This window comes from Flavobacterium sp. 38-13 (assembly GCF_001899155.1).
Taxonomy (GTDB): domain Bacteria; phylum Bacteroidota; class Bacteroidia; order Flavobacteriales; family Flavobacteriaceae; genus Flavobacterium; species Flavobacterium lindanitolerans.
The window spans coordinates 117,169-129,918 of record NZ_MKVG01000016.1 but is presented as its reverse complement, the minus strand read 5'-3'; the positions used below and the strand labels follow the sequence as shown (position 1 = coordinate 129,918).

The following is a 12,750-nucleotide window of genomic DNA, read 5'->3' as shown; positions in this document are numbered from 1 at the left end:
ATGATTTCCAAGAGCAAGATAGTATTCCCTGCTGTGTTTGTGTTACTGGCCGGTTTTTTGTTTTCTTGTGAAAGCAATTTCAAAGGTGTCCAGAAAATCAATGTTTCTGCTTTTACGCCTGTTGGCGAAGCAGACACCATCAATTTGAAATATACAGATTCCGGCAAAGTAAAGGCAATATTGGTCAGTCCGAAAATGCTGGATTTTTCAAATGCATCATTCCCTTATACTGAATTTCCTAAAGGAGTTGATGTGACGTTATATGACAATGACGGTAAAAAAAGCTATGTTTCTTCAGATTATGCCATAACCTACAAAGGAACCGATATTATCGACTTGCAGGGAAATGTAAAAATTACTTCCGAAGACGGTAAAATATTGGAAACTACCCAATTGTATTATGACCAGAAAAGGGAATGGTTCTTTACGGAAAAGAAATGCAAGCTTACTTTAGGGCCTGGCAATGAATTCTATACGAAAGGATTTGATGCCAGCCGTGATTTTAAAGATATCAACGGTCAGGTGTTTTTTGGTGAAGGACAGGCAGACGAATTTTAAACTTCAAAACAATTATAATGGTTTACCTAAAATACATTCAGTATTTCTATCTTATTGCGGCAATTCTTTTTGCAGTTGATGGTTTTGTACAACTTAATTCAGCCGAAAGAAGTCCCTGGCTGAGTTTTTTCTTTGCAGCAATTGCGCTTTTTATGTTTTTCTTTCGCAGGAGATTTGCAAAGAAATATGAAAACCAAAACAAAAATAAATAACATTTATTTCCCTGTTTTCCTTACTTTTTGCGGATCTTTTACAGGTCATTCAAAAAAAACTTCATCTTTCTCGGAAAATATGGGTTTACTCCTTTTATTATTAAATAGATAATTGTATTTTCGCCCTCTGAATTTAAAAATTAACAATAAAAAATGGCAGTTTTATCAAAAATTAGACAACGATCATTACTTCTTATATTTGTTATTGGTTTTTGCTTATTAGCATTTGTTGTTGGTGACCTTATCAACAGCGGTGGTTTCAAGCAGACTTCAAAATACGTTGGAAGTATCAACGGAGAAGATATTTCATTTGAAGATTTTAGAAGTAAAGTCGATGCAGTTGAAAAAGGCGGTCAGGGAATCTCATCGTCTCAAGCAGCAAATCAGGTATGGGAACAGGAAGTTTCTTTAGCTTTGCTGACAGAGCAGTTTGAGAAATTAGGAATCAGAGTAGGTGAAAGCCAAATCCTGGATGTCCTTAAACAAAGTCAGGATATAGGGCAAAACCCACAATTCCAAAACGCAGCAGGCCAGTTTGATTATCAAAAATACAAAGAGTTTTTCCAGTCTAATCCGGAATTGACAACTCAATTGAGAGAAAGAGAAACCCAGGCGGCTATTAATGCAAAATATCAAATCTACAGCACTATGCTAAAAGCAGGTTTGATAACTACAGAAGCTGAAGGAAAATTACAATATGAGATGGAGTCTGATAAAGTAACTTTTGATTATGTTGCTTTCCCATTCTCAAACATAAAAGACAGCGAAGTTCCGGTTTCTAATGACGAAATCGTTGCTTACATGAGAAAGAACGAGAAAAAGTTCAAAGCTGATGAAACCCGTGAATTGCAATTTGTTGTAATTGATGACAAACCTTCTAAGGAAGACGAAGAAGAAGTGAAGAAAAACATTACTGCTTTGCTTTCTCCTAGAGTTGTTTTCAATGAAACTACAGGTAAGAATGATACCATCAAAGGTTTCAAAGACATTACAAACAACCAGGAATTTGTTGATGCAAATTCAGATGTGAAATACGATTCAACTTATGTAACTAAAAACAACCTGCCTGCACAATTCGCAGACCAGTTATACAACCTGCCAACAGGTGAAGTTTTTGGACCATACATCTATAACGGATACTATGCCATAAGCAAATCATTGGGTAAAAAAGCTGGAGCCAGCGCTAAAGCAAGCCATATTTTGGTGAGCTATGCAGGAAGCAAAATTCCTAATCCGGCGATAACAAGAACTAAAGAAGAAGCAAAAGCGAAAGCGGATGACCTATTCAAACAAATTCAGGCTAATCCGGCTATTTTGGAATCATTGGTTGCAACTAATTCTGATGACCAGGGTTCTCTTCAAACCAGAGGAGAATATGACAACATCGTTCCTGGGCAAATGGTAAAACCTTTCAACGATTTCGTATTCAACAGCCCAATCGGAAAAGTAGGTCTGGTTGAAACAGAATTTGGTTTCCACATTGTTAAAGTACTTGATAAGCGTGATGCTGTTCGTTTGGCAACAATTGCACAAAGAATCGAGCCATCTGAAGCAACCAGCGATGATATCTTCAAAAAAGCAACCAAAATTGAAATGGAAGCTAAAGACAAAGATTTTGCTACGGTAGTTAAATCTCTTGGATTGACAGTAGCTTCGGCTAATGTAAAAGCACTTGATGAAAACTTTGGAAGCTTTACAAACCAAAGACAGGTAGTAAGATGGGCCTACAATAAGGAAACTTCTGAAGGAGATGTAAAACGTTTCAACGTTCCAAACGGAAACCTAATCGTGAAACTAAAAAAGATTAACGAAGAAGGATTGATGGCTATCTCTGATGCAAAACCAATCGTTGAGCCAATCCTGAAAAATCAGAAGAAGACAGAAAAGATAAAGCAAATCATGAAAGGTGCTACTTTGGAAGAAGCAGCAAAAGCGGCAAAAGTTTCTGTTGCAAACGCTACAGACCTTACATTGCAAAATCCAAACCTTTTAGGATTTGGAGCGGAACCAAAAGTTGTAGGTACTGCTTTTGCAACTGCACCAAACAAAGTTTCTGACCTGATTGAAGGTAGAGCAGGAGTTTTCAAATTGCAAACAAAGAGTGTAGTGAAAGCACCTGCAATTAAAAACTACGATACTTACACTGCCAGACTTAAAGCTATGAGCGGAGCTTCACTTGGAAGAATTATCCCGGCTTTAAAAGATAAGGCTAAAATCAAAGATAACCGATTAGATTTCGGATTCTAAGAGATAGAGAATAATAAAAAATCCCGACTGCTAGTCGGGATTTTTTTATTTTAAAATCATTTCGTCATAAGTAAGAATAGTAGGGAATCCTTTCTCTTTAAAATAATCGGTAGGGTCATTTTTAGAAAGCGCCAGTACAAAATCACCTCCCCAGGCTCCAAGGCTTTTGACTACGCCTTTAAAATCACTGAAATAGGTTTCCTGTATGGTTTGCATTTCCAGAACATCACTTAGAATCATTTCATGCTTTTCAATCAGATAGGCAAATGTCTTTAAGTCTTCGGCTTTAAGAAGAGCTTCGGTAATCTGGTCTATTTTTCGGGATACTTCAGCAATATTATTTTGCTTGTTATAATAGGAAGCAATGGCTGCCTTGCTGCTTTGCTTTCGGTTTAAGTAAACGAAATACATGTTGCGGGTAAAATCCGGATTGAAAACGGTTTCTTCAATTCGGGGCCTGTCGTCCTGCAGCCAATACAGAATAGGAGTGTCTTTTTGGGCACACGCAATATCATAGCCGCTTCCTCCAAAACTTTTGCGAAGCAGTTCAAAGGCATCAATATCGAGCCACTGGGCAATATTATTAATCAGGGTAGAAGAAGTGCCAAGTCCCCAAAGTTTCGGAAAAGTAAGTTCGGTGGTAATGGTATAGCCTTCGGATGCTTCAATAAATTCCGGATTCAATAGATAAGCCTCGTGCAAAATTTCAATCAGCGTAGTTTTGATTTTGTCAGAACTGAAAGATTCTTTTTTGATGATGCTTTCAAAAGTAATGTTGTCTTCAAACCAAATACTTCCATCCTTATCAAAGCTTTTCCAATCCATTTGATTGTTTTTGCCGTTTTTAATGGTCAGATTCTGTCCAAATTTAGTCGGTAGGGCCAAAGCCCTGGCACCGTCCAATACGACATATTCTCCGGTGATAAGAAGTTTTCCGTTGCTATAGAATGTCTTTTTCAAGAGTATTTAGGATTTAACTTTTCTCAAATCATTTACATATTCCACAACAGCCACATGAGAAACAGGATGGTGTTCAAAATGTTTCACAATCTTAACTCTTTCTTCGTCTGTAGCTTCCAGTTGATTGATAATGTTGCCAAGGTGCATTTTCATATGGCCTTCCTGAATTCCTGTTGTTGTCAGTGAACGCAATGCGGCAAAATTTTGGGCCAGTCCAACAACAGCTACAATCTGCATCAGTTCTTGTGCAGAAGGTTTTTCAAGCATTTCCAAAGCCAGTTTTACCAGAGGATGCAAAGAGGTCAATCCGCCCACAGTACCTAAAGCAAGAGGCACTTCCAGCCAGAAATGAAAAATGCCGTTTTCAATTTTAGCATGCGAAAGACTTTGATAGCGGCCTGATTTGGAAGCATAGGCATGGACTCCGGCTTCTATGGCACGGAAATCGTTTCCGGTAGCCAATACCACGGCATCAATTCCGTTCATGATTCCTTTGTTGTGCGTAACGGCACGATAAGGTTCGACTTCTGCTATTTGTACGGCCCGAACAAATTTTTCTGCAAAATCTCCCGGATTGCTATTCTTTTCTTTTAAGTCTTCTACCTTGCAGGATACTTCGGCACGAACAATGCAGTTTGGGACGTAGTTCGACAGTATGCTCATGACAATCTGTATGCTTTTTTCCTCTTCAGAAAAAATCCCGGACGATTGGGCTTCATTTTTTAAAGTCTTGGCAAATTGTTCCAGGCAGGAATTTATAAAATTCGCTCCCATCGAGTCTTTGGTCTCAAAAGTCGCGTGGAGTTGGAAATAATCAGGAAGCAGGTCTGTTTTATCTTTGAGCACAATATCCAGGATACCGCCACCGCGTTTCTGCATATTTTTGGTAATGCTTTCTGTTTCCTCAAAAAAACGGTTTTTGATTTCTGTAAAAAACTTTTCCAGTTTTGAAGTATCACCTTTGTAAAGAAAATGAACCTGGCCGATTTTTTCGGTATTGATGACAGTAGCTTTAAATCCGCCTCTTTCCGACCAGAATTTTGCTGCTTTGGCTGCTGCCGCCACAACAGAACTTTCTTCAATTGCCATAGGAACAGTATAAAATTTTCCGTTGATTAGAAAATTAGGAGCAATTCCCAAAGGCAGGTAAAAGTTGGTAATCGTATTTTCTATAAAATCATCATGCAGTTTTTGAAGTCTGGTGTCAGAATTCCAGTAATTTTTTATAATCGCTGTAGCTTCTTCCGGATTTGAAAAATAGTTTTCGGCAATCCAGCTTATTTTTTCCTCTTTGGATAGTTTTGAAAATCCCGAAATGGTTTTGTTCATTATCTAACAGTTATGTCTTTAAATAGTACTGCAAAGATACTGTTTCAGACAGTTCTTTTTAACTGTTTAAAGTATGATTTTATGAAAGGTGTTTGAATTATTCTCTGTTGTTATTTGAAACTTTCCGCTGAAATATTTCTAATACGTTTGGTTTGCGACTCTGCGTCTTTGCGAGCAACTATTTCACGCAAAGACGCAGAGCCGCAAAAACGAAATTGCCACAGGTCAATTACTCCTTAATAAAGGTCATTTTTTTTGCCATTTTTTTCTGCCAGCCGTATGGCAGTATAGAATGGCCGTTTTCAACCATTTTGTTCATTTGGGCAACAACGGTGTCCTGTATACTTTTAGGCAGGTTGTAAAAATCAGCATCGATGCTAAAATTCCGTTCGTCATCCAATACTCCGTTCTGTATACGAATTCCGATTTTTTTTCCTTTATAATAGGTCAGTATTTTGATTCTTCCGTCGTCGTAGCCATTGAGGCCATTTGTTCCATAAAAAAGTATAGGTTCAATAATTCCGTCCAGGTCAAAATCTTCTACATAAATATATTTTGTCCAAAACCAGATGCTGTCTTCCTCGTCTTTTTTGGAGTCATTGGTTTCAAAAGTTTTGGTCCAGACATTATTATCCATCTTAAAGTTAAACGCTTTAACGGCATTATTAAAATTGCCTTCTTTTGATGTATTCATTTTGTCTTCGGTCAGAACCAAATAATATTTTCCGGTTTTGTCCTGATAATCGTAAACCTTCCAAATTGAAAAATTAATTCCTAATTCTTTCTTTTTTTCATGGGTAAAGATTTCATTTATTTTCTCCTGGGTCAGTGTTTTGTATTTGCTATTCGGTTCATTTTTGGAACCGGGTTGTGAAATCTCGTTGATTTTTTGGGCTAGAATAGCAATGTTTTTTTGTTCAATGTCAGAAAATACTATAGTGTTATTATTGGCAGAAGGTTTATACCATGAAAATTGTTTGAAATGTCGGGCATATTCTTCATTGGAAAAAGTATAACCTTTTCTTGCGTACATTTCATTTTTCAAAAGTTTCAAGGCAGGTACATTTAGATTTTGTATACTGCTTTCCCGGATTATTTCGGACGAACATTCTGAACAATCCTTCAGGTTTTGTGCATTGATTGTAAAGGGAATCAGTAAAAAATACAATAAATAATTTTTCATTCGAGGCGGGATTTGTTCAAACATAATGGTAAAATAACAATAGAAACTGGCTGATAGAAAATTTTTTATAAGTTTTATATCGGAAACATTTGAAATTTAGAGATTAATCAAAATTACAAAAATTGCATTTAACACAAAAAATCAAGGTTTATTCCGATTTTTTCACTAAAATTGACAGTTTTTTTACCTTAGCAAAATATGATGAATTCACGAAAGATTGCCGCATTGCTTTTTTTTATCGGCATGTCGGTTTTTGGCCAGCAAAAAATCACTCTCGAAGAAATATGGGGAGGTGCTTTTAGGGCCGAAGGAATGGACGAATTACAATCCTTAAAAAATACCAACCAATATACTGTATTAAATTTTGACAGGCAGTCAAGGAGCATGCAGATTGATTTGTACGATTATGCAACGCTGAAAAAGGTTGCTACGCTGATTGATACTAAAAATCACAAAGACCTGCCGATGATTGACAGCTATATTTTCAATTTGCAGGAAAATAAAATGTTGATTGCCTGCAAATCGGAGCAGATTTTCCGCCACTCTTTTGTAGCAGACTATTATTTATATGATATCCAGACAAAACAATTGACGAAATTGTTTGACTTTAAAATACAGGAGCCTACCTTTTCTCCTGATGGAAATCAGATTGCCTACGCCAAAGACAATAATTTATATGTCTACAACCTGCAATCAAAAACGACCAAACAAATTACAACCGACGGAAGCAAAAATGCCATCATCAATGGTATAACCGACTGGGTTTATGAAGAAGAATTTTCTTTTGTAAGGGCCTATGACTGGAATGCGGCAAGCGATAAGATTGCTTTTATCCGTTTTGATGAGACCGAAGTGCCGGAATTTTCGATGGATTTATACAGCGGCGGACTTTATCCAACGCAACAGGTTTTTAAATATCCAAAAGCCGGAGAAAAAAATGCTTTGGCTTCTCTGCATGTATATGACCTGAAAGCCAATGCTTCCAAACAGATTAACTTAGGCAATTATAACGATTTTTATATTCCGAGAATCAAATGGACAAACGAAGCGAATGTCCTTAGCGCGCAGGTTATCAACAGACACCAGAACAATCTCGATTTGCTTTTTGTAGACGGAACTACCGGTGCAACAAAAGTGGTTCTGAATGAAAAAGATAAAGCCTATGTAGACATTACAGACAACCTGACTTTCCTAAAAGATAACAGCTTTATATGGACCAGTGAAAAAGACGGCTACAACCACATCTATCATTATGACAAGTCAGGAAAGCTGAAAAACCAAATCACCAAAGGTGCCTGGGAAGTTACGGCCTACTATGGTCTTGACGAAAAAACAGGAACTATTTTTTACCAGTCTGTAGAAAACGGTTCCATTAACAGGGACATCTATTCAATCAAACTTAACGGAAAAGACAAGAAAAGACTTTCTTCTGCAACCGGAACCAATTCGGCTACTTTCAGCCCGAACTTCCAGTTCTATATCAACACTTTTTCAAACGTATCGACTCCGGCGCAATATTCGTTAAATGATGCCAAAACCGGTAAGGAAGTACAATCTATCAAAAAGAATGAAAAACTGCTTTCGAAATTGCAGGGGTATAATCTGCCGTCAAAAGAATTTTTTGAGTTGACTACAGAAAAAGGGCATAAGCTAAATGCCTGGATGATTAAACCGAAAGATTTTGATACTTCTAAAAAATATCCGGTTTTAATGTTTCAATATTCAGGACCGGGTTCACAGGAAGTTAAGAACAGCTGGCTCAACACAAATGATTTTTGGTATATGATGCTTACGCAGCAAGGCTATATCGTGGCTTGTGTTGACGGAAGAGGAACCGGTTACAAAGGAGCCGATTTCAAAAAAGTAACCTATAAAGAATTGGGGAAATTTGAAGTAGAAGACCAGATTGATGCGGCAAAAGTGATTGGGAAATACAATTATGTTGACAGCAGCAGAATAGGAATCTGGGGTTGGAGCTATGGAGGTTTTATGTCGTCCAACTGCATATTGAAAGGAAACGATGTTTTCAAAGCGGCAATAGCTGTTGCTCCGGTAACCAACTGGCGTTTCTATGATTCAGTCTACACGGAACGATACATGCAGACTCCACAGGAAAATGCTTCCGGATATGACGAAAACTCTCCAATCAACCATGTTGGCAAATTAAAAGGAAAATACCTGTTAGTACACGGAACGGCAGATGACAATGTTCACGTACAAAATACGATGCTGATGATTGAAGCCTTGGTTCAGGCCAACAAGCAATTTGATTGGGCAATTTACCCGGATAAAAACCATGGAATTTATGGTGGAAAAACCAGATTGCAACTCTATACAAAAATGACAAACTTTATTAAAGATAACTTATAGTACTCAGATGAATACAACAACCCCTACATTAGAAGAAATTCAAAATTTCAAAGGAAAATATCCAAAACAATTATGGTATCTGTTTTTAGTAGAAATGTGGGAGCGGTTTACGTTTTACGGAATGAGGGCGCTTTTAGCTTTGTATATTTCCCATCTGGTACTTTCTGCTGATTATAAGCCTTTAGCTCCTGCAGAATTAGAAGCGAAGAAAACCGAGTTTCTGGAAAAAAACAAAGAAGTCTTAGACAAAAGTCATCCCAGATACTACATAGAAACTTCCCAGCAAAAGGTTAAAGATGATGCGGAAAGCAAATCGAATAAGCAATACGGACTAATCCAGGCTTTTATCTATGCAATGGCATTTGTTGGAGGATTGTTTGCCGACAAAATTTTTGGATTTAGAAAATCAGTTTTCTGGGGTGGTATATTGATGGCAATCGGAACTTTTATTATGGCTGTTCCGGGTGCATTTCCTTTTTATTTAGGAATTAGTATTCTGATTGTCGGGAATGGTTTCTTTAAGCCCAACATATCCACAATGGTCGGTTCGCTATACAGGAAAGACGACTCCCGAAGAGATGCAGGGTTTTCATTATTCTATTCAGGAATCAATATTGGGGCATTATTAAGCGGTTTGACCATTGCTTACATAGGTACTTCTGTAAGCTGGTCTCTAGGTTTTGCATTGGCGGGAGTTTGTATGATTTGCGGACTGATTTTGTTTGTTTTCACGCAAAAATCATTAGGTCCAATCGGTTTACCGCCTGAACCGGAAAAATTACAGGAAAAAAAGTTTGGCATCAGTAAAAATCTTTTGGTTTACATAGGTTCCCTGTTATTTATACCTTTCTTCTTTGTGCTGGTATATTTTCCTTTTGATGTGGATTTGACTTTTATGCTCGGAGAAATAGTAAAAGCAGATGGAACAACAGCTCCAAACTTAGTACAGTTCAGTGATGTGTTTATGATTACTATTGCCGTTCTGATTCTGCTCTATTTAATCAAGACTCTATTTGATGTAACCAAAGAAGAATTTGGAAAAATGGCTGTAGCCATCATTTTGATTTTATTCTCTGTTTTGTTCTGGTCATTCTTTGAGCAGGGCGGTGGCTCATTAAACTTTTTTGCCAATGGTAATGTCGACAACAAAGGTTTCAACATGACGCAGGTTAACAACTCGGTTAATGCACTTTGGGTTGTTTTGATTGCACCAATTATAGGGATGTTCTGGATTTTCCTTAGCAAGAAAAAGGCGGAACCCAATACAGTTGTCAAATTTGGATTAGGATTTGTATTCTTAGGATTAGGATTTTTAGTGTTTTTTGCGAGCAAGTTTTTTGCTACCCCAACAGGACTAACTCCGCTTTGGATGTTTGTAGGAGCCTATCTTGTAATAACATTGGGAGAGCTTTGCCTTTCTCCAATTGGTTTGTCAATGATAACAAAATTAACTCCGGGCAGATTGCACGGTGTTATGATGGGAACATGGTTTTTGGCAAGTGCATACGGTCAATATGGTGCAGGATTAATCGGTTCGGCTTTGGCTAAAGTAGATACTTCAATAGAGAACCCAACCAATGTTGATAAATTGGTTCAATATACGAATGGTTATGCAAGTATCGGTTATGTGGCTGTAGGAGCTGGAATTGTCCTGCTATTGATATCCCCGCTATTGAAAAAATTAATGGCAGACGCTAAGGTTGCTTAAGAATAATAGAATAAAAATTAATAAATGTCAGAAATCACATCCACTAACAACGATTTTTTCAAATCAAAAGTTTTAGGCCATCCATCAGGGTTATTTGTATTGTTTTTTACCGAAATGTGGGAACGATTCTCTTTCTACGGAATGAGAGTTTTGTTAATTAACTTCCTGACCATGGCGGCTATCGGTACTAATCCGGGTTGGGAATGGTCGTCAGAAAATGCCGGTGCCTTATTTGGAACCTATGCCGGACTTTTATATTTGACCCCGATAGTTGGAGGGATTATTGCCGATAAATTTACAGGCTACCGTTGGGCAGTGGTTATTGGTGCGCTGATTATGACTTTAGGACATGCTTCCATGGCGTTTGAAACAGAATTTTCCATGTACTTTGGGTTGGGATTACTGGTAATTGGTACCGGTTTTTTTAAACCGAATATAGTGTCGATTATTTCTGAAATGTATAAAGACCTGCCAGAGAAAAAGGACGGGGCTTATACTATTTTCTATATGGGAGTTAATGCGGGTGCTTTCTTCGGAATGATGCTTTGCGGTTATTTGGGAGAAAAAATAGGATGGAGTTGGGGCTTTGGTTTGGCCGGAATCTTTATGCTTCTTGGTTCTTTGCAGTTCTGGTTGGCAAAACCTTTGTTCGGTACCATTGGTGATGTGCCTAAAAGAGATAAGGTCGTTGAAGCAATTTCACCTGATGGACAAATTGATATCACAGAACCAAAAGCAGAAGTAAAACCGGAAGACAAGCGCAATCCGTTTACAATGCTTGACAAGGTGCTGATTGTTATAACTTCTATAATTGGATTACTGTATTTAATTGATGATCCGGCTTCAAAAATTGGAAATATCCATTTATTACCTCAGGAATTTTTGGTGTCAAAAGAGGTTTTGCCTGGTGCGCTCGTAATCACGATTATCGGTTTGGTACTGTTTTTATTTTTGGTTATTTCAAGAATTTCACGTTATACAAAAGTGGTACGAGACAGAATGATTGCCGTAATTGTTTTTGCTTTCTTTACGGTTTTCTTTTGGCTGTCTTTTGAACAGGGAGCAACGTCACTTATCCTTTTTGCCAGAGATTTTACAGACAGAACTTTAATGGGGAATCAGGCTATTGTTTTTAATATTATCAATACGCTTCTTACTATTATACCGCTTGCGTTAATTTCATGGGTATTGTTTCTGTTGTTTAGGCAAACTGCTAAAAAAATAGCGACTTCAAACATTATATTGGCATTGAGTTTTTTAGGGGTTTGGGGGATTGTGGTCTGGATGCTGAATAATGATTATAATTCAAAAGCCTACGAACTGAAATACCAGGCTATCAAAACGGCCCAGATAGACAAAAAGACGAAAAAACAGGCGGTTGATGAAAATGGAGACCTTGTTTTTGATTTCAATGCAGTTACAGAGACTACGGTTTTAAAACCAACAGATGTTGTAGTTGACCAAACGGTCACTATTTCCAGTCAGGAAGTGTTGAAAGTAAATGATAAGGTGGCATTGCATAGCGAAATAGGAAATTTTGTATACCTGACAAAAGGCCTTGAAACTAAAATCAGGGATGATTATAAAAAAGCAACAAAAGATTCGCAGATTATAAAAGCAGAAGTGGTTCAGCTAAAAGAAAACCAGGTGGAAGTTACGGCTTCATGGTTTAGCATTCTGAATTCCTTTTTTATTATTGCTTTTGCGTCAATGTTCTCTAAATGGTGGGACAGCAAATACAACCCAAGTGCTGCCGTAAAATACGGACTGGGTCTAATCATCATGGGCTTAGGATTTGCGATTTTGGCTTATGGAGCAAGAGTTATTCCTTCCGGAGCTGAGGCAGGTGCGGTAAGAGTAAGCATGATTTGGCTTATATTGGCCTATCTTTTCCATACCTGGGGAGAATTATGCCTGTCACCGGTTGGCCTTTCCTATGTGAGTAAACTGGTGCCTTCAAGAATGATTGCATTTATGTTCGGGATGTGGTATCTTGCGATTGCAATTGGGAATAAACTGGCAGGTTCACTGGGAGGAATGATTGAAGGCATTACTAAAGAGTATGACATGAGTACGTTCTTCCTGATTTTTACGATAGTTCCTATTGTAGCAGGATTGATTGTAGTAGCACTAAATCCTATGCTGAAAAAATTAATGCACGGAGTAAGATAATAACACTAACC

9 protein-coding genes are annotated in these 12,750 nt (G+C 37.7%); 6 read left to right on the top strand and 3 right to left on the bottom strand.

From position 1 onward, the window contains the following. The 3 genes from lptC (at position 1) to BGO88_RS11085 (ending at position 3,017) form a co-directional block, all read left to right on the top strand. A complete protein-coding gene (gene lptC, locus BGO88_RS11095) occupies positions 1-558 on the top strand; it encodes an LPS export ABC transporter periplasmic protein LptC (RefSeq protein ID WP_286706917.1) in 558 nt (185 codons plus the stop codon). A 17-nt stretch (positions 559-575) separates the two neighbouring features. Continuing rightward, the gene (locus BGO88_RS11090; RefSeq protein WP_056072173.1) at positions 576-770 is read left to right on the top strand and encodes a hypothetical protein; all 195 of its coding nucleotides are present in this window, start codon (positions 576-578) and stop codon (positions 768-770) included. 153 nt (positions 771-923) lie between these two features. Further along, positions 924-3,017, top strand: coding sequence for a peptidylprolyl isomerase (locus tag BGO88_RS11085; protein WP_286706916.1), 2,094 nt, complete (start codon positions 924-926; stop codon positions 3,015-3,017). A gap of 45 nt (positions 3,018-3,062) precedes the next feature. Here BGO88_RS11085 and BGO88_RS11080 read toward each other — a convergent pair whose 3' ends face one another. The 3 genes from BGO88_RS11080 to BGO88_RS11070 form a co-directional block, all read right to left on the bottom strand. Then, on the bottom strand, positions 3,063-3,977 hold the full coding sequence (locus BGO88_RS11080) for a GYDIA family GHMP kinase (protein ID WP_056072179.1): 915 nt from the start codon (positions 3,975-3,977) through the stop codon (positions 3,063-3,065). A 6-nt stretch (positions 3,978-3,983) separates the two neighbouring features. Continuing rightward, positions 3,984-5,306 (bottom strand): hydroxymethylglutaryl-CoA reductase, degradative, encoded by a 1,323-nt coding sequence (locus tag BGO88_RS11075; RefSeq protein ID WP_286706915.1) that lies wholly within the window; start codon positions 5,304-5,306, stop codon positions 3,984-3,986. A 229-nt stretch (positions 5,307-5,535) separates the two neighbouring features. Beyond that, the gene (locus tag BGO88_RS11070) at positions 5,536-6,489 is read right to left on the bottom strand and encodes a YARHG domain-containing protein (protein WP_286706914.1); all 954 of its coding nucleotides are present in this window, start codon (positions 6,487-6,489) and stop codon (positions 5,536-5,538) included. A 201-nt stretch (positions 6,490-6,690) separates the two neighbouring features. Here BGO88_RS11070 and BGO88_RS11065 point away from each other — a divergent pair, with 201 nt between their 5' ends. From BGO88_RS11065 to BGO88_RS11055, 3 genes are read left to right on the top strand one after another with little or no spacing between them, the layout of a single operon-like run. Then, the gene (locus tag BGO88_RS11065) at positions 6,691-8,859 is read left to right on the top strand and encodes a S9 family peptidase (RefSeq protein ID WP_286707070.1); all 2,169 of its coding nucleotides are present in this window, start codon (positions 6,691-6,693) and stop codon (positions 8,857-8,859) included. A 7-nt stretch (positions 8,860-8,866) separates the two neighbouring features. Next, entirely contained in the window at positions 8,867-10,567 is a 1,701-nt protein-coding gene (locus BGO88_RS11060; RefSeq protein WP_056072187.1) for a peptide MFS transporter, read from the top strand. 24 nt (positions 10,568-10,591) lie between these two features. After that, positions 10,592-12,739 (top strand): peptide MFS transporter, encoded by a 2,148-nt coding sequence (locus BGO88_RS11055; RefSeq protein WP_286706913.1) that lies wholly within the window; start codon positions 10,592-10,594, stop codon positions 12,737-12,739. The last annotated feature ends 11 nt before the right edge of the window (positions 12,740-12,750 follow it).

Excerpts from the sequence above, each read along its gene's own strand:
- BGO88_RS11060 (WP_056072187.1), top strand. The coding sequence starts at position 8,867 with ATGAATACAACAACCCCTACATTAGAAGAAATTCAAAATTTCAAAGGA.
- BGO88_RS11055 (WP_286706913.1), top strand. The coding sequence starts at position 10,592 with ATGTCAGAAATCACATCCACTAACAACGATTTTTTCAAATCAAAAGTT.
- BGO88_RS11070 (WP_286706914.1), bottom strand. The coding sequence starts at position 6,489 with ATGAAAAATTATTTATTGTATTTTTTACTGATTCCCTTTACAATCAAT.
- lptC (WP_286706917.1), top strand. The coding sequence starts at position 1 with ATGATTTCCAAGAGCAAGATAGTATTCCCTGCTGTGTTTGTGTTACTG.
- BGO88_RS11075 (WP_286706915.1), bottom strand. The coding sequence starts at position 5,306 with ATGAACAAAACCATTTCGGGATTTTCAAAACTATCCAAAGAGGAAAAA.
- BGO88_RS11065 (WP_286707070.1), top strand. The coding sequence starts at position 6,691 with ATGAATTCACGAAAGATTGCCGCATTGCTTTTTTTTATCGGCATGTCG.
- BGO88_RS11085 (WP_286706916.1), top strand. The coding sequence starts at position 924 with ATGGCAGTTTTATCAAAAATTAGACAACGATCATTACTTCTTATATTT.
- BGO88_RS11090 (WP_056072173.1), top strand. The coding sequence starts at position 576 with ATGGTTTACCTAAAATACATTCAGTATTTCTATCTTATTGCGGCAATT.